The following is an 18,791-nucleotide window of genomic DNA, read 5'->3' on the forward strand; positions in this document are numbered from 1 at the left end:
GTTTAGAGATTGTTGAGAAATTGTTGAGAAGGATATGTTATTCTAGTATATATGAACTAAAAGAAAATTGGAATGAAGGTGTAGAGTATGCCTAATTATAAGTATAGCGCTTTGGATAAATATGGTAAAAAAATTGAAGGAAAGTATACATCAACCTCAAAGGAAGACGTTTTGTCAATGCTAAGGCAGAATAATTATTATCCTATGAAGGTAGAAGAAGATAAAGGCATTAAAGAAATAAGAATTGCAGATTTTCTGAAAAAAATAAAAACTAAGGATATAGCAATTTTTTGTAGACAGTTTTATACATTATTAAACGCAGGTATTACAATAATAAGCTGTTTAGATATTTTGAAGCTTCAAACGGAGAATAAAAAATTTGCAAAAGTTATTGGAGAGGTTCACGATGATGTTCAAAAGGGGCTTACATTTTCAGAAAGTCTTAAAAAACAAAAAAATATATTTCCAGATTTGCTAATTAATATGGTAGAAGCAGGTGAAGTAAGCGGTAATTTAGATGTAATAATGGAAAGGATGGCTTTTCATTATGAAAAGGAAAATAAAATAAATAATAAAGTTAAGGGTGCTATGGCATATCCTATAATACTTAGTATAGTAGCAGTCGCTGTTGTAACATTCTTATTAACATTCGTTATGCCAACTTTTGTTGGAATGTTTGAAAGTAGTGGAGTTGAACTGCCTCTTCCAACTAGAATACTTCTTAGCATAAGTGAAGGTATAAAAAAATACTGGTATATACACTTATTGATACTTTTCTTGGGGATTTATGGTATAATAAAGTATATAAAAAGTGAAAGAGGAAAGATGTTAATAGGTATTATAAATTTTAGAATACCTATAATCAAAGGGGTAACGCAAAAAATAATTACCTCAAGATTTACAAGAACATTGTCGACATTATTATCAAGTGGAGTACCATTAATACATGCACTTGAAATTGTAGCAAAAATTGTAGGAAATATAATTGTAGAAAAAGGAATTCTTGAAGCTAAAGAAGAGGTTAGAAAAGGTATAGACCTTGCAAGCCCTCTTGAAAGAATTGGAGTATTTCCACCTATGGTTACTTCTATGATAAAAATAGGAGAAGAATCAGGTTCACTTGATGAGATACTTGAAAAGACAGCTGATTTTTATGATGAGGAACTAGAAACGGCACTTAGTCAGATAACGACGTTGATTGAGCCGATTATGATTATTGTTATGGGTGGGGTTGTTGGATTTATTGTTATAGCTATGATGTTACCTATGTTTGATATGTTTAATACTATAGATATGTAGGGATTTAAGCTTAAAACTAAGAAAGATTTATTTTCTAAGCACGAAACTAAGAATTATTCATTTTTTCTCTTGGGTTAAATAACTATTTTAATTAAACATATAGGGATAAATAGCTATTTAAAAGTCGTTCAAAAATGAATAATTATTAGTTTCTTAGGTAGCTGTTTAACTAAATAATCTTGATTTTTAGTTCGGAACTGTATAAATTAAAATTATAAAACAAAGATTTAAATAAATTTTAAAGTTGACTTTAGAATTTCATATCGGAAACTGTGAAGTATCTTCTGTATTTGGGCACCTAGAGGATATGGAGTGAGTGGTGCAACCGACCGCCAAGTATTGAGCAATTAGTTGTTTGAATAGTTGGCTATTTTTGACTAAGTTTTGTCGTTAGTTCAAAAATGAGCCTTATTAAAATATTGATATTTAGTTAATAGTTTGAGCAACGGAATTCATTAGAATTCGTTGGCGACAGACAAGGTTTTGAAAGGAGGTGAAAAGTATGTTAAGGAATATTCAAAAGAAATTAAAGAATAAAAAGGGATTTACTTTAGTCGAATTGATTATAGTAATTGCCATATTAGGAATTTTATCAGCTTTAGCAATACCTAGATTAACTACGTCTTTGGTAACAGCAAGAGAAAATACTGATTTCACAAATGCAGCAACTATTGCAAGACAGATTGAACTTGCTTTTGCTGAAGGTAATTTAACTTTATCTGGAGATGTTACAAATGAATTGCTTGGAGATGGAACTGCAGCAGCAGGTTCTGTTGAGGCAGCTTTAGTTCCAGAATATATAGATAAAATACCAACTTTAGAATCAAGTGATGGTGATCATTTTAGAGTAGATATAGATATTGAAAATGGTAGAATAAATCAAATAACTATAGATGATGATAGAGATTCAGGTTCTCAAACTTGGTATCCTAGACCATAAATAGGAAATTTACTTAGCCTAGCCTTACATAAGGCTAGGATATATTTTAACAAAAAGAGGTAATTATCATGATTTTCATAATTTTAACCCTAGGCCTTCTCATAGGCTCATTCCTAAATGTATGTATATATCGAATACCAAGAGGTGAATCAATTTCATTTCCACCGTCTCATTGTCCAAAGTGTAGTACTAATCTAAAACCTATTGATTTAATTCCGGTGATAAGCTTTGTTTGGACGAAAGGTAAATGTAGGTATTGTAGTGAAAAAATAGCTATAAGATATCCTTTGGTTGAGATATTAAATGCTTTGATTTATTTAATATTATATCTAAAATTTAGCATTTCCATTTTATTGATAAAATATTCAATTCTTACAAGTATTCTTATTGTTGTAAGCTTTATAGATTATGATTATCAAATTATACCTAATGAGATTGTAATATTTGGAATGATATTTAGTTTTATTATACATGTAGTGCACAATTTTAAAGGTGATATTTTAAGTGGATTAGTGGGACTACTTATAGGTGGTGGATTGTTTTTAATTATTGCACTAGTAACTAATGCTATGGGCGGTGGGGATATTAAGCTTATGGGTATGCTAGGATTTAGTTTAGGATATAAATACATTCTTTTGATAACTTTATTATCATTCATTATAGGGGCGGTTGTTTCACTTATATTAATATTTCTAAAAATAAAAAGTAGAAAGGATTTTATTCCGTTTGGACCTTTTATAGCTATTTCGTCTCTTGTAACAATCTATTATGGAGATGAAATAATAAATTGGTATTTACTTAAAATAATAAGCTAGATTAATGGGGGGAGTAGACTTGTTTAATAACAAAGTTATATCTATAGATATAGGTAATAAAAATATAAAAATGGTGTTAGGAAAACAAAATAAAAATAATATATTAGTTGAAAAAGCTGTGGTTATAGAAACTCCTCATAATTCATATAAAGATGGAAATATATTGAATATAGAAAATTTAAAGTCAGTTATAAACAAATATATAAAAAGTGAAAATATAAAAACTAAAAAGGTTATTTGTACAGTTCAGAGCACCTCAATCATCAATAGAGAAATAATACTACCAGTTGCTAAGAAAGAACAAGAAATGGATACTATGGTAAGATTTGAAATAGAACAGTATCTACCTATTATATTTGATGATTATGTAATAGAGTATAAGATTTTAGAAACTTTTGTTGAAGAAGATATAAAAAAAGGAAGAATAACTGTTGTTGCACTTCCTAAAACAATAGCAGAAGATTATTTGAAATTGATAAAAGATTTAAATTTAACTCCTGTAGCTTTAGATATGAATTCAAATGCAGTATCTAAATTATATGAATCTAAGGTTACTATTAATGATGAGAACTCCAGTTTGGACAAAACTGTTGCTGTTATAGATATAGGGCATACTCAGATAAATTTAAATATGATTTTTAATGGGGTATTAGAATTTAGTAGAGTTATACCTATTGGAAGTAATGAAATAGATACAAATATTGCAAATATGCTTAATGTATCATTACAAGAAGCTGAAAAGAGAAAAATAGAAAATTCTAATTTAAATAATAAGAATGATCTTATATCATTAGAAATGTTAAATGATATAGTAAAAGATTCTGCAAATAATTATATGGAAGAAATTAGAAGGTTGTTTAGATATTATAAAAATATAAAAAGAGAAAATACAATAGAACAGATACATTTACATGGTGCAGGATCAGAAATTAAAGGGTTAGAAGATTATTTAAAAAAAGAATTAAACATTCCAGTTGTAAAAATAGAGAAAATGTCTAATGTAAAGCTTGGTAAAGAAACACAAGATATAAAGCTAAATCAATATTTAAATTGCATAGGTTCAATTATACGAAAGTAGGTAGAGAGTTATGAGAGATTTTAACTTTTTTTCGCCATATATAGATCAAAATAAGAAATCAAAAAATAATAATATATTAATATTTTTAAGTATAATTATAATAATTATATCTATGTGTGGATTTATATTATATACAAATATGAAAATTAAAAAATTAGAAGAACAAAAGGCAAAGTATGAAGGATATTTAAATTCAAAAAAAGTAGTTAAAGAGTTAAAAAAAGTGAATGAGAAAAAAGCAAAGGTAGAAATTATGAAAAATTATTATAATGCAGTAAGTGATATTAACATAGAGATGAGTGAAGCAGATAAAATTAATACTGTTTTGATGGATAGAATATCTTCAAAACTACCTACAGATTTATTCTTAAAGTCTATGAATATAGATGGAGTAAATGTAAATATGCAAGGAGTAGCAATGAATAGAACTTGTATAGGCGAGCTTGAATATAATTTGAAGCAGTTAGGTGTATTTGACTTAGTACATATATCAAACATAAGTAAAGAATCAGATGAATCAGAGAATTTCACATTTGCCTTAAAGTGTACATTGAAAGGCGGTGAAAAGTAGTGAAATTAACTAAAAGAGAAAAAATAATGCTAATAGTACTAGGGCTAATTATTATTATAGGTGGATATTATAAGTTTATACTAACTCCACAGCTTACAAAGCTTGATAATATGAGACAAAAGGTAATAGAAGAAAAAGCTGAGGTCAAAAAAGTTAAATTAGAAATATCAGAAAATAGTCCAGTATATAAAGAATTTAAAATTATAAATGCTAAGATAAAATCTATGACAAAGCCATTATTTCCAATTATAAATCAAGAAAAAATAATAGTGATTCTAGATGGAATGATAAAAGCGTCTAATATAGAAGGAAATTCGATTAATTTTTCTGATATAGATATTAGTAAAGTTGATGTAAAAAAACAAGAAGCAAAAGACAAAGATTATTTAATTAAAAATCTATCAGAAGAATATAAAGGTAAGAAAACAGCAAAAAAAGAAGAATTAAGCAACCAAAATGAGGAAGATTCAGAGGAAAATAAGAATGAAATTGAAAAAATGACTGCAACAATTAGCTATAAAGGTAAATATAAAGATTTGATTAAATTTTTAGAGCAAGTAGAAGTATATGAGAAAAAGATACTTGTAAATAATATTTCAATATCTAAATCTAAAGAAAATAGTGAAGATGAAGAAGGAATTATAGCCGATAAAAATATTATAACAGGAAGTATTGCATTAGATTTTTACGCCGCTACTAAAATTCATGAACAGGATGAGGAATATTTAAAGTGGGATTTTGATAATGGGTATGGAAAAGGTGATCCATTTGTTCCTTTTAGTGGGTATTCTGAATATAATAAGAATAATGAAGTTGCAAATAATGATTTCATTATGACAGTAAAGCCTATATCTTCTGATTTACCTACTGTTATATTGGGAAGAGCTATGGATAAGTTAGGAAGAAGCTATATATACGCAGATAATAAAGACTTTGAAGATGTAGAATTACAAATAGTTCAGGTTGATAAAAAATACTATTATAAATATAAAACTCAAGGAGAATCTTTCCCTAAAGATTATGAAAATAATATGATGGAATTTGATCCTCACGGAACAACTGTAAAGCTTAATATTATAAGTAATAAAAGAAATAGCGAAGAAGATACTAGTGGAATAAATTTATCTTTAATTAACAAAACAAATCTAAAATTAAGTGTAAATATTGATTATGAAGATGATAAAAATCCTAGAGTAAAAGTAGTTAATAAGCTTGGGAATGTTAAGGTGATAAAATGATTAAATGCAATAAAGGCTTAACACTTGTAGAACTTATAGTTAGCTTAGCCATACTTGGAATTATCATGACTCCACTGGCATCCTTCTTTATAAATACAATAAGAATAAACAAAAATTCAGAAAATAGACTTGAGGCAAATCAGATAGCGCAAAGGTATATGGAAGAAGCAAAATTTGGGAAAACACTATATTCACAAGGAAAAATAAAAGAAGGAACTATAAATAAAACTGATAAAGAGTTTAAAATAAAAATAGAAATAGAAAAACATTCAAAGTATGAAATAGATAAAGATATGAAGTCAGAAGAAAATCAAGATACTCTCATAACAGATCATGCACAAATAGAAATAGATAAGCAAGAAAACATACAATCAGATACAATTATATTTAAAGCTACTGATGTGGGAAATAAGAGTGAAAATATTAGTGATGATGGGCGAGTAACGATAGATATAAAAAAAATTCTTAATAACAAAATAACTATAGATTTTAATGAAAAATACACCAAAACAGTAACAAATATAGATTTGAAAAAAGATGATATTAATATAAAAATAAACTGTAATGGAAATAGATCACCTATTAATTTAGAGGTATCAACTTTAAATGATGTAAAAACGAATATATATGTTGTAAAATCTGAAACTAGCAAGAATAAAATAAAGCTGAATACACTAAAAGGGAAAGTACGTTTATACAATAATATTTACGATAACACAGTTAGTAAGAAGGAAGATAGCTGGATATATAAAATAACTGTAAATATAAGTAAAAATGATAAAGAATTAGCAAAGCTTGTAGGATATAAAAATATAGATTAGGGGTAGATATTATGATTAAAAAACTTTTAAAATCCCAAACAGGATCTACCTTAATAATGGTATTAATGACGCTTTCTGTTTTAAGTATTTTGGGAACAGCTGCAATGTCCTTAGGCGTTATGAATCTTAAAATGAAAATGGTTGATACAAAGCAGAAAACCTCCTTTTACTTATCGGAAGCAGGCATTGAAGAAGCTTATGCAATTATGATGAAGAAAGTAGAAGCTGGCATAAAAAAAGGAAATGTAGAGGTTGAAAAGGAACTTCCAAAATTTATACAAGATGAAAGATCAAAGCAATTCGATGAAGAATTAGATTATAAAAGCCCTTATTTAAATGCAGATGGAAGTGTAGACGAAGAAAGAATAAAACCTAAATTACAGGAATGGTTTAGAGAAGGATATGCTAAATACTTAAATGAAGGATATAAAGATTCAAAAAATCCAACTAAAAATGAAGAATCCTTAATGAATGAAATAAAGCTAAGTAGCTATACAGTACTAGACACAAATGTAGATAAAAATGGGGCTAATGTTAGTATAGTAGAAGATGAAAGCTCAAAATTTCCTAAAAAGAACGAGGGATTAACAGATGATTCAAAATTTATTATTACAATAGTATCAGAGTTTAATCATAAGAAAATAAAAAAGAATATTAAAAGTACATTTTCAATAAATATACCTAAATACAATACCCCTTATTATATAGGAAATGATGTTTTTAAATTAAAAGAAAATGTACTCTGGACAAAGGCATTAATAGCAGATAAAAACATAGTTATACAAGGAAATGATGTAGCTGTGAATGGAGATATATACGCTTATGGAGATCTTACAAAAAAAAACATTGAGCAAAGAGGTATTTTAGTAGGATTAAATAATAAATCTGGAAATTTAACTGTAGAAGGAAATGTTTCAACTGGAGGATATCTTAAAACAAGTGAAAATAATTCTAATATAACTGTAAAAAAGGGAGATGTGTACTGCAATAGCTTAGTTATCCCACAGGGAAAAAGTAATTGTAATATAAAAATAGAGAAAGGAAATGTGAATACATATGATGATATAGAATTAAATGGGGAAAAATCTAAAATAAATATTGATGGAAACTATTACGGATTTTCATATGGATCTAGAGGTCATGATGAAAGTAGTAGTATAATTATTAATAGTGAGGATATAGGAAAAACTAATGGGTCAAGCATAACAATTACAGGAAATGGTGAAAGTAAAAAATATTATGGTAATGGACAGGATGATGGAAAAGGTAATTTTATAGCAGGAACTGTATATATAGATTTGGATAATGATGTGGATTATCAAACGGGAGAAAGTATATCTGTTAAAGGAAATTATATAGGATATTCAAAAAAATTAGAGAGTCAAAGTGTAAGGTTGAGTGATGGTAAGGATTATTATGAAAAAGATATAAATTTTCAATATATATCACCTTTATACTTGATGAATAAAATAAATGGAAGTAATAGACCTATATATGAGCAAAGAGGAAAATACTTAAAGGCAATATACGATAAAGATAATAGTATTTTAAATCTTGGTGAAGGTGGTATAAACATAAAAAATATAAAATATAGTCTTGGAGGTTATATAAAAAATGAAAAGACAGGTAGTGAATTAGAATCTGGTATTTTTGATATTAGTCATATAAATTATTTTGATATTAATTTAAAAGAATATGAGTATCATATAAATACAATGGCAGACCCTCAAATAGATAATTACTCTAACCTAGATAATAAAGTTGATATAGATTACTGGTTTAATTTTTCTAATATTAATGAAGTAAATAATGATGAAATATTTTATTCTAATAATGATTCAAATAAAAAAATTTCAATAATAGGTCCTAATGCTAATAATCCAGATAAAAGTGGAGACTTTGTAGAAATAAAAAATTTAGATGGAAAATCAAGAGGAATAATAGTTACAAAAGGTGATGTATATATATATGGAAAAATTGATTTTAAAGGAATAATAGTTACGAAAGGTAATATTTACATACAAGATGATAATCCAAAAGAATTCACTAATGACTATAAAACAAACTTTGAAGGAAACTATGCTATTCATGAAATAATCAAGCATATAAATGACAAAGGTACAAATAAAATAGGAGATTTATTTAAGCAAAAACCATCATGGAGTAAGGAAACTCAAAGTATAGTAGATAACTCTGATGCAGGAGTGGATAATAATGTACAAACGCATTATAAATTCTTTAATTTAATAGACATTACAAAATGGCAGCAGTCAAAATAGACTATCATAAGAAGGGATGAAAAAAATGAAATCTCTTTTAAAAAGAAAAGAAGGGTTTACACTTATAGAGCTACTTATAGTATTAGCTATATCAGGTGTTGTACTTAGTGTTGTAGGTTCATTTTTTATATCAAATTACAAGTTATTTTATAGAGTAGATGCTCAAGTAACAGTTCAACATCAAGCACAAAGTGCAATGCATGAGATAGTATATAAAGCTAGAGGTGCAACTGGTTTTATAGGAAATCCAACTGAAACTAAAGTAGTATTTAAAATGAATGGCAGTGATAATTTAACATTTGAATATAATAAATCAAGTAAAATATTGTATTATCAATATGGAACAAAAGAGAAAGTGAAAATGGCAAAAAATATAGAAAAATTTAATATGGAAAAAATTTTAGATGGAAAAGGAGCTAGTATAATTATTACAACTCAAAAAAATGATTCAAAAGTAGAAATAAAGGATAATTTTTATTTTAGAAATAAGTAGTAATATTAGAAGAATAATTGAATTGGAGGGAGAAAAATGCGATCGAGTAAATTTGAAATTACTAAAAAAAACTATAGGAGGTTAGTAAGTATTGTATTAGTAATATTTAATATATTGCTGTTTATACCTAATAATGTATTTTTACAAGAGGCATATGGAGATACAAATAATTCAAAAGAAGCTCCTTTAAAATTAATCAGAACTATAGATAAAGATAGATATAAAGCAAATGAAGAAATTACAATCAACTATAAGGTTCAACCAGATCCAATACCTAAGAGTGAGATTATACCAGATTCATATCTACAACAAAAGGAGATTGTATTAGCTATTGATAGATCTTCAAGTATGGGAATGCATCTTAGCGGAAATAAAACCAGGTTAGATGTAGCAAGAAATGCTACTAAGATGTTTATATCAAAATTTAAAGATGATAAAAGGGTTAAAGTAGCAATTGTTTCTTATTCACACTATGCAAACGATGTTTGTAATTTACTAAAGACTTCAGATACAAATGAACGTCAGAAGTTAGTCGAATCACTATATAGATTAGGATATCCAGGAGGAACTGTTACTGAAGAGGGACTTAGAAAAGCATACCATAAATTTTCTAATGATAAAAATACACGTAAATATATTATCTTATTGGCAGATGGAGTGTCTAAACATAGATACCCTCAATCACGTAAAGATGGGAAACCATATTTCGGGAATGGAAAATATAGAGTAGATTACACAATTGGTAGAGGCTCAAGGGGTAATGAACAATTCCATAATGAGTTATCAAAGAAGGTAATAGGCGATAAAATAGATTCTTTTATGATTGCTTTTACTAAGGATGCAGCAAGAGGAAGTAAATTAAAGCCTCTAGCTAATATATATAAAGGAAGTTATAGTGTTGCATTAGATGAGAATGGATTGAATGAAGTGGCTGAAGAATTAGCTGAACAGATAAAAAGTGATTTACCTATAAAAAATATACAGTTTAATGAAACATTTCCACAAGGAATAGTTCCTGTAGAGGCATCAAAAGGATTAGTAATACAGGGTCAAACTATAAAGGGAAATATAGGAAGTGTTTTATACAAACTAAATGAACAAACAAAGCAATTTGAAGCTAATCCAATTAATTTTTCTATTAAGTTAAGGGCTAATAAAGCAGGCGATTATAATTTAGATAGCCAAAATTCTTATATAGAATATAAAGATATTAATGAAAATAATAAAAGAAAAATGTTTCCACAAAAAACTATAGCAGTAGAAAAGAAGAAATTGACAAAAATAGATATAAAAGTTAGAGATACTTCAGGAGATATAAATCAATTTAATATAACTTCTGAAAATTATAATAAAAAGGTTGAAAAAATATTAAACCCATCTATAGTACTTCAAGGAGATTCTTATGCTGATATAAGTGTTGAAGGAGAAGATACAAACTTCTTTGAATATCAATTTATAAGAAATTCAAAAATACCTACAAGTAATTGGCAGAGTATAGACTTAAATTCAGAAACTATAAATAAGGATGTTATTAAAGAAAAGCAGGGCTATTTAAATAAAAGAAGTTATGATGTGAGTCATGGAATAGTAGCAGGATCAGGAACTAGTATTAAAGAGGCTAATAAGCAATTCTGGTCTCAGAGGGATAAAGTTTTTAAAAATCCACTAACTTCAACAGAATATATGAGTGCTTCTTACTCAACATCAAAACAAAACTATGGGAGATGGGAAGAATATACAAAACAAGATGGAACTAAGGCTAAAATATGGAAAACAAATTCTATTTTCTTAGATAATATGATGATTGATATGAATTATAAAGAAGCTTCAAAATTTTGGGGATATATTAAGGTAGATAATACAGGAGACTACAAGTTTGGAGCTCATTCAGATGATGGGTGCAGGGGATATATAACAGCTAATAAAGAGACAAAAGAATTTGTAAATATGTTTGTACTACAATCACGTAATCCTTATTTGAGAACTAATAATAATGTATATCATTTAGAAGCAGATAAATACTATCCAATTTATTTAGAATATTTTAACTGGGGAGGCTGGGCTGATTTTGAATTAAAATACTCTAAGAATAATGGTACGTGGAATAAAGTACCTCAAAATTGGTTTTATCCATCTAAAGATAATTCACCAGCAGAACATTCTACAACAATATTTACTGGTAATAAGGGTGTGAAATTCCCATCCGAATCAGGAGACTATTATATTGCGTTTAGAACAGGAAAAGATGGAAATGTTACTAGAGAAGGAACATATGGACCATTTACAGTTGAAGGAAAAACACAATTGACAATATCAAAGGAGATTATTGGTGGCAATAAAGTGCAAGAAAAAAATAATTTTATACTAGAATATACAGTAAATCCACCAACTAAAATAGACGCTATAGGTAGCTTTATGGAAAATGGAGAGTATAAAGATAGAATATATTTAACTAATGTAAAAATAATAGATGAATATCCTCAGAATATAGAGAATGATTTAAGTTCAGGACAAAAAATCATAAAATATATTAATAATATAGAGTATACTAAATCTATAGAAAATGGCAAAACTGTATATAAGTATACAGGGAATCCAATAAAGGTTAGAGTTAATCTAAATGCTAAGAAAGCAGGAAATTATGTTCTTAGTGAAGACAATAAATCAAAGATAACCTTCACTAATTTTAATCAAAGGACAAATAGAGAACAAGAATTTGCTCCAATTAATATAGAGGTTGTTGAAATGGAAGCTAATCTTATAACAGGAATGCTTATAAATGGAAAGTTTCAATCAAATAATGACTTAGATTTGGTAAAAGGGTTTGATATAGACTTAGGTATAAAGATTGAAAATATTAAAAAGCAAGATATAGTTTTAGAAATTAAAGATAAAAATAAGATAAATATTTTTAAAGATAAAGTGAAAATATATGAAGGTATAGATTTTAGTAACCCACTTTCTAACATTAATATAAGAACACAAGGAAATACAGTCAAAATAGAAACCTCAAACATAGAAGAAAAAAAGAATTATATTATTATATACAATGTAGAAGCACTTAGAGATTCATCTATAGGATATTCAAATATTAATATAAAAGTAAATTCACAATCACAAACACAAAAGGAAGTAGCACATAGAATAAATATAGTACCACTTCCTAATTTAGAATAAATAAAATAAAGAGTCGGTAATTTTATGCCTACTCTTTATTATTTTTTGTATAAAGCAAACAATAAAAGGATAATTATATACATTTATAGAAATATATATTAAAGAATATTAGAAATACAATAAAAAAGTCTTCCTTACTAAAAGTTTTCAATGTAGACTTTTTTGAAACTCATAACGAAAATTATACTTATCCAAAATTTAAAGATGAGTATAATTTCCTATTCGTTATAAAAAATATAAATTGATTTTGTAGAATGTTTTGACAAACAATGATATAATACAATATTGTATCTTAATAAAACAAATGAATAAAATATGAGGGAGGAAACACGACTTGGTAGGAAGAAATGATTTATGTCCATGTAATAGTGGGAAAAAATATAAAAAATGCTGTTTAAATAAAGATAAAAAAAATTCAATGCTAAAACAAAAAGCTGATTTTTCACAAAAACACGATATAAGTGTAACTCAGAAACTATATGCTTATTCTAGAAAAGATAAATTCTATGATGAATATATGAATGCACAACATAAGTTCTATATTGTAGATGATAAAGAAATAAATTCTAAATTTAATTCATTCTTTAATACATACTATCTTCAAGACTATATAACTAATGAAAATAAAACTATAGCTATATCATTCTTTGAAGAAAATAAAAATAAGTTAAACGTAATAGAAAAAAATATATTAAAAAGTAAATTGAAATCATACATAACTATATATAAGATATTAAATATAGAGGAAGATAAAGCAGTACTTAAAGATTTAATACTTGATAAAGAAACTTATGTAGAAGATATTAATGTATTAAAAGATTTAAAAGTTGGAGAAGTAGTAATAGGTAGAACGGCTAATATTGTAGAGGTAAATAAATTTATAGATACTGTATTATCTATATCTGAAAAAATTAAGGATGTTATAATAGCTGATATTAAAAATATATATGAAAAGAATAAAGATGTTTATAAGAGTATGGAAACATTCTTAATATACAATACAAATATATTCTATAAGTACATACAACAATTAATAGATCCTAAAATAGGAGAGTATTTAAAAGAAAAGAATATAGAAAAACAATCAGATACTAAAAAAATAAATGACTCGCAAGAAGAATGTGGAGTTGAAAAACTTATAACCGAAAATATAGAAGATGCTTATAAAGAAGTGGCTTTAACTATATGGGAAGAGTACAAGAATAACAATGAAGTAAAGGGAACTGAAAATGGATGGGCTTCAGCAGTTGAATACCATACTAAAAAAGAAGATGGTATAAATGTCACTCAAAGTGCCATAGCTAAAAAATATAAAGTAAGTCCAAGTACTCTAGGTAAAAGATATAAAGAAATAAAATTAATACACCAAATATAATATAGATTATATTATAAACACTGTGATATAATACTCATATATAGTGATTGTTTTGGAGTCTTAGAACTTTTAGCTTTCGGATAAATATGTAGAAAGAGGGATAATAATGAGTCTAACTTTAGGAAAAGAAATAGCTGTTTCAACTAGTTATATAAAATCAAACCCTGCTGTACCTATTTATAAAGGAGAAGAAACATTTGAAAATTTATTTGGGATGATATATCACATAGAAATAGGATTTTATGAAGGTAAAAATGAAAAAATAAAAGAATATATAATAATAGATTTCAAGGAGTATACTTTATCAAATAAAGATAAAGAAGGTTTACTTGATAAAGCTAAAGAGTACTGTCAATCAAAGGGAAAAGACTTAGAATCTAATGTTGAAATATTCTTATTAGACAATGAAGAAACTGAAAGCTTTGTTGAAAAATTATTTGATAATATGAAATTTATAAGAGGATTAACTACTAAAAGAGGTTAATCCTCTTTTTTTCTTTTAAATAATATTGTATGATATAATACATATAATATTTAGAATTAATGAGGAGGATATAATGGACTTTATAGGAATAGAAGAAATACAACCATATGAAAACATACATGAGTACAAAATATTCAAGTACGATGATATAATAGAACTTGGAAATAAAGAAAAATTCATATGTGATTTGAAATTTATACAATTAAATATAAACTCTTTATATAAGGATAAAGGTATTGACGAAAGTATAGGATATGCTGTTATCGAAAACTTGTCTGAAGATATAAAAATATCTCGTCAAAATATCGAAAAAAAGATAAAAAAATTCATAATGCAAGAAATTCTATTAATAAACATGAAAGAATCGTCTATAAATGTAATTTTCGGTCTAAATAAATAAAATGAATGTTGTTGATTTTTATTTCATCATGGTGTAAATTTATAAAGGGAGGTAAGGTTATATGCAAAATATGAATGATTTACAGATGAATATCGAAGTAATGAGGGAAAGACTCAATAAATTGATAGAAGTCAACAATTTTAAACTTGTTAATAAAGAAATAATAGATTTAAGTCAGGAATTGGATATTTTATTAGATGATTATAATAAAATGAAGAAAGATACTGTCTTGTTATGAAATAAACTAAGGAATTATATGTTGATATATAAAAATTGAAAGTCCTATTTATAAATGTATGGATGGTATTTATAAATAGGACTTTCAATTTGGAGAATTTTAAATGATAAAAACAAAGGAGAAAGGATAATTGAAATGATAAGGATATCAAATATAAAGATGGATATAGATGAGGATATAAAAAATATAAAACAGAAAATATTAAAAAAGCTAAGAATAAGAGAAGAAGAACTAATAGAATATAAAATATTTAAAGAATCAATAGATGCTAGAAAAAGAGGAAAAATAAACTTTATATATACAGTAGATGTTAAAGTTAAAAAAGAAAATAATATACTAAAAAAAATAAAAAGCAATGATGTAAGATTGAGTCCGCAGTTAGAATATAAAGAATTAAAAATGGGAAGTGAACAATTAAAGCAAAGGCCTGTTATAATAGGAATGGGTCCTGCTGGATTATTTGCTGCACTAATACTTGCTCAAAGAGGATATAATCCTATAGTTCTAGAAAGAGGAATGGATGTTGATAAAAGAACTGAAGATGTAAATTTATTTTGGAATACAGGAGAAATAAATGAAGATTCAAATGTTCAATTTGGAGAAGGTGGTGCTGGTACATTTTCAGATGGAAAATTAACTACTAGAATAAAAGATTTAAGGTGTAGAAAGGTTCTTGAAGAATTAGTTATATCAGGAGCACCAGATGAAATACTTTATTCTCATAAACCTCATGTTGGAACTGATATATTAAAAGAAGTTGTAAAAAATATGAGAAAAAGAATAATAGAGCTTGGTGGAGAGGTTAGATTTGCTTCAAAGGTTACAGATATTATGGTTGAAAATAAATCAATAGTTGGTGTTAAGGTAAATAATGAATATATAATAGACACTAGCATAATTATACTAGCTATAGGTCATAGTGCCAGAGATACTTATGAAATCTTAAATGATAGAAATGTAAAAATAATTCAAAAACCATTTGCAATAGGTGCAAGAATTGAACATCCACAGTTAATGATAAATAAATCTCAGTATAAAGAATTTTACAATCACCCAAGGTTAGGGGCAGCAGATTATAGGCTTATTTACCACACAGAAAAGAAAAGAACCACATACACCTTTTGCATGTGCCCTGGTGGTAGCGTTATAGCATCATCGTCATCTAAAGGGGAACTTGTCACAAATGGAATGAGTGAACACTTGCGAGATAAAGAAAATGCAAATAGTGCTCTTTTAGTAAATGTAGGACCTGAAGATTTTGAAAGTAATCATCCATTAGAAGGAGTTTACTTTCAACAAAAATATGAGAGACTTGCATTTGAACTAGGAGGAAAAAACTATAAAGCACCAGTTCAATTAGTAGGTGATTTTATAAATAATAGAGAATCTACGCAAATAAAAAGTGTAAACCCTTCTTATAAGCCAGGATATACTCTTACAGACTTAAGCAAATGTCTTCCTGATTTTGTAGTAGAAGCTATGAAAGAAGGACTAATAAATCTTGATAAAAAATTGAATGGATTTGCACTAAATGATGCAGTCCTTACTGGAGTTGAAACAAGATCGTCATCTCCTATAAGAATAGTAAGAGATGAGCAAAATTTTGAGTCTGTAAACATAGTTGGACTTTATCCTTCTGGAGAAGGAGCTGGATATGCAGGAGGTATAGTATCTGCTGCAGTTGATGGAATAAAAGTGGCTGAGAGTATAATAAGCAAATATCAGAATATTTAATATATATATAACAAATTTAATATAGAATTAATATTTTTAACATAAATTTAACAATTATCCTCCGAAAATTTGATACAATTAGACAGTAAAAAACATAGATTACAAATTCAAGGAGGACTAATAATGGCTATGAACATAGCACTGGGTATACTTGGTGGATTAGGTTTATTTTTATATGGAATGAATTTGATGGGTGAAGGTCTTCAAAAAGCAGCTGGTGAAAGATTAAAGAAGATAATAGAAATGTTAACCAGCAACAGATTTATGGGAGTACTAGTTGGGGTATTTGTTACAGCTATAATACAAAGTAGTAGTGCAACAACAGTTATGGTAGTTGGATTTGTTAATGCTGGTATAATGCAATTAACTCAAGCTATAGGTGTTATAATGGGAGCAAATATTGGTACTACTGTTACAGCACAGCTTGTATCATTTGAATTAACACAATTAGCACCTGCAGCAGTTGGTATAGGTATGGTTATATATCTGTTTGCATCAAAAGAAAAAAGTAAACAATTAGCCGAAATATTAATAGGATTTGGTATACTATTTATAGGTATGGATTTTATGAAGGAAGCTGTTAAGCCTTTAAGAGAGTTTCCTGCTTTTAGAGAAATGTTAGTTGGATTTGGAGATAATACATTTTTAGGAATTTTTATGGGATTTGGGATGACTGTTATACTTCAAAGTAGTAGTGCCGCTATGGGTATATTATTGGCACTTTCATCAGAAGGGTTATTACCATTATCATCTGCACTTCCTATATTATATGGACAAAATATAGGAACATGTGTAACTGCTATCTTATCAAGTATAGGAGCAACAAAGAATGCTAAAAGAGCAGCTATTATGCATTTAACTTTTAATATATTAGGAACATTAATATTTGCACTTATATTGAGCAAACCTGCAATTGCACTTGTAACTAGAATGAATGATATAGATGTAACAAGACAAATAGCAAATGTACACACATTATTCAACATTGTAAATGTTGTTATTTTATTCCCGTTTGCTCCGTTTATAGTTAGATTAGCTATGAGGTTATTACCAGAGACTGAAGATGAAAATAGTAATAGAGTAACTAAGTATTTAGATAGTAGAATACTTGAAACACCATCTATAGCACTTGCAAACACTATAAGAGAATGTTTACATATGGGTAATATAACTAAAAAATCATTAGAGAGTGCTATGAATGGATTCTTTAATTGGTCAAAGGAAGAAGCTGAGAAAACATTTGAGAAAGAGAAAAAAATAAACGCTCTACAAAGAGAAATTATAGATTATTTAGTTAAATTATCAAATAAAGCTATATCTGGAGAAAATAGAGAAATAGTAGATGGTCTATTCAATACTGTAAATGATATGGAAAGAGTAGGAGATCATGCTGATAATATTGCAGAGCTTGTTGTTAGTAGTATAGAAAAAGATATTCCTTTCTCTAAAGAAGCTATAAATGAACTTGAAAATATGTTTGAAAAAGTTATGGAAGTTTATAAGAATTCATTAAAGTGTATGAAGAGTAATGATATAGAATTGGCTTTTAAAGTAATAAAAATGGAACAACAAATAGATATAATGGAAAAATCGTGTAGAACAACTCATATAAATAGATTAAATAAAAGCTTATGTAATCCAGAAAGTGGTATAGTATTTTTGGAAATGATAAGTAATATGGAAAGAATAGGAGATCACTCTTCTAATATAGCAAGAGCTGTAATAGATGCACAAACTGTAAAACAACATTAAAATATAGAGATTAAGCAAAAAATGACGTAAATTAGTTTAATTTACGTCATTTTTAATATTATAATAATTAATACATAAAAAATGATTTATAGTTAAA

The 18,791-nt window shown here is 27.1% G+C and carries 16 protein-coding genes and 1 riboswitch; all 16 genes read left to right on the forward strand.

Going from position 1 to position 18,791, the window contains the following annotated elements; translation table 11 throughout:
- Positions 1–87: 87 nt before the first annotated feature.
- The 16 genes from N4A48_RS11875 to N4A48_RS11950 all read left to right on the forward strand — a co-directional run bounded on the left by N4A48_RS11875 (position 88) and on the right by N4A48_RS11950 (position 18,694).
- Positions 88–1,299: a type II secretion system F family protein gene (locus tag N4A48_RS11875; RefSeq protein WP_293666281.1), complete on the forward strand. Its 1,212-nt coding sequence runs from the start codon at positions 88–90 to the stop codon at positions 1,297–1,299.
- Positions 1,300–1,555: 256 nt separating this feature from the next.
- Positions 1,556–1,639: riboswitch (cyclic di-GMP riboswitch) on the forward strand.
- A gap of 162 nt (positions 1,640–1,801) precedes the next feature.
- Positions 1,802–2,239: a prepilin-type N-terminal cleavage/methylation domain-containing protein gene (locus N4A48_RS11880; RefSeq protein ID WP_293666282.1), complete on the forward strand. Its 438-nt coding sequence runs from the start codon at positions 1,802–1,804 to the stop codon at positions 2,237–2,239.
- Between the two features lie 68 nt (positions 2,240–2,307).
- Positions 2,308–3,054, forward strand: a complete 747-nt coding sequence (locus N4A48_RS11885) for a prepilin peptidase (protein ID WP_293666283.1) — start codon at positions 2,308–2,310, stop codon at positions 3,052–3,054.
- Positions 3,055–3,073: 19 nt separating this feature from the next.
- Positions 3,074–4,132 carry a type IV pilus assembly protein PilM gene (gene pilM, locus N4A48_RS11890; RefSeq protein WP_293666285.1) on the forward strand — a complete coding sequence of 353 codons (1,059 nt, stop codon included), beginning with the start codon at positions 3,074–3,076 and terminating at the stop codon, positions 4,130–4,132.
- Between the two features lie 10 nt (positions 4,133–4,142).
- Entirely contained in the window at positions 4,143–4,703 is a 561-nt protein-coding gene (locus N4A48_RS11895; RefSeq protein ID WP_293666286.1) for a PilN domain-containing protein, read from the forward strand.
- Positions 4,703–5,941: a hypothetical protein gene (locus tag N4A48_RS11900; RefSeq protein WP_293666288.1), complete on the forward strand. Its 1,239-nt coding sequence runs from the start codon at positions 4,703–4,705 to the stop codon at positions 5,939–5,941. Before N4A48_RS11895 ends, N4A48_RS11900 begins: the two co-directional genes overlap by 1 nt.
- Positions 5,938–6,762, forward strand: coding sequence for a type IV pilus modification PilV family protein (locus tag N4A48_RS11905; protein WP_293666289.1), 825 nt, complete (start codon positions 5,938–5,940; stop codon positions 6,760–6,762). The genes N4A48_RS11900 and N4A48_RS11905 overlap by 4 nt, the downstream gene beginning before the upstream one ends.
- 11 nt (positions 6,763–6,773) lie before the next feature.
- The gene (locus tag N4A48_RS11910; RefSeq protein WP_293666291.1) at positions 6,774–9,041 is read left to right on the forward strand and encodes a pilus assembly PilX family protein; all 2,268 of its coding nucleotides are present in this window, start codon (positions 6,774–6,776) and stop codon (positions 9,039–9,041) included.
- 25 nt (positions 9,042–9,066) lie between these two features.
- Positions 9,067–9,534: a PilW family protein gene (locus N4A48_RS11915; RefSeq protein ID WP_293666292.1), complete on the forward strand. Its 468-nt coding sequence runs from the start codon at positions 9,067–9,069 to the stop codon at positions 9,532–9,534.
- 36 nt (positions 9,535–9,570) lie between these two features.
- Complete coding sequence (locus N4A48_RS11920) at positions 9,571–12,711, forward strand: VWA domain-containing protein (protein WP_293666294.1); 3,141 nt, start codon at positions 9,571–9,573, stop codon at positions 12,709–12,711.
- Between the two features lie 334 nt (positions 12,712–13,045).
- A complete protein-coding gene (locus N4A48_RS11925; RefSeq protein WP_293666295.1) occupies positions 13,046–14,086 on the forward strand; it encodes a YecA family protein in 1,041 nt (346 codons plus the stop codon).
- A gap of 106 nt (positions 14,087–14,192) precedes the next feature.
- Positions 14,193–14,570, forward strand: coding sequence for a hypothetical protein (locus N4A48_RS11930; RefSeq protein ID WP_293666297.1), 378 nt, complete (start codon positions 14,193–14,195; stop codon positions 14,568–14,570).
- Between the two features lie 73 nt (positions 14,571–14,643).
- A complete protein-coding gene (locus tag N4A48_RS11935) occupies positions 14,644–14,970 on the forward strand; it encodes a hypothetical protein (RefSeq protein WP_293666298.1) in 327 nt (108 codons plus the stop codon).
- A 61-nt stretch (positions 14,971–15,031) separates the two neighbouring features.
- Entirely contained in the window at positions 15,032–15,208 is a 177-nt protein-coding gene (locus N4A48_RS11940; RefSeq protein ID WP_293666300.1) for an aspartyl-phosphate phosphatase Spo0E family protein, read from the forward strand.
- A 135-nt stretch (positions 15,209–15,343) separates the two neighbouring features.
- Complete coding sequence (locus N4A48_RS11945; RefSeq protein ID WP_293666302.1) at positions 15,344–16,942, forward strand: NAD(P)/FAD-dependent oxidoreductase; 1,599 nt, start codon at positions 15,344–15,346, stop codon at positions 16,940–16,942.
- A 129-nt stretch (positions 16,943–17,071) separates the two neighbouring features.
- Positions 17,072–18,694, forward strand: a complete 1,623-nt coding sequence (locus N4A48_RS11950; RefSeq protein WP_293666342.1) for a Na/Pi cotransporter family protein — start codon at positions 17,072–17,074, stop codon at positions 18,692–18,694.
- The last annotated feature ends 97 nt before the right edge of the window (positions 18,695–18,791 follow it).

Source organism: Tepidibacter sp., from assembly GCF_025210165.1.
Lineage (GTDB): Bacteria > Bacillota > Clostridia > Peptostreptococcales > Peptostreptococcaceae > Tepidibacter_A.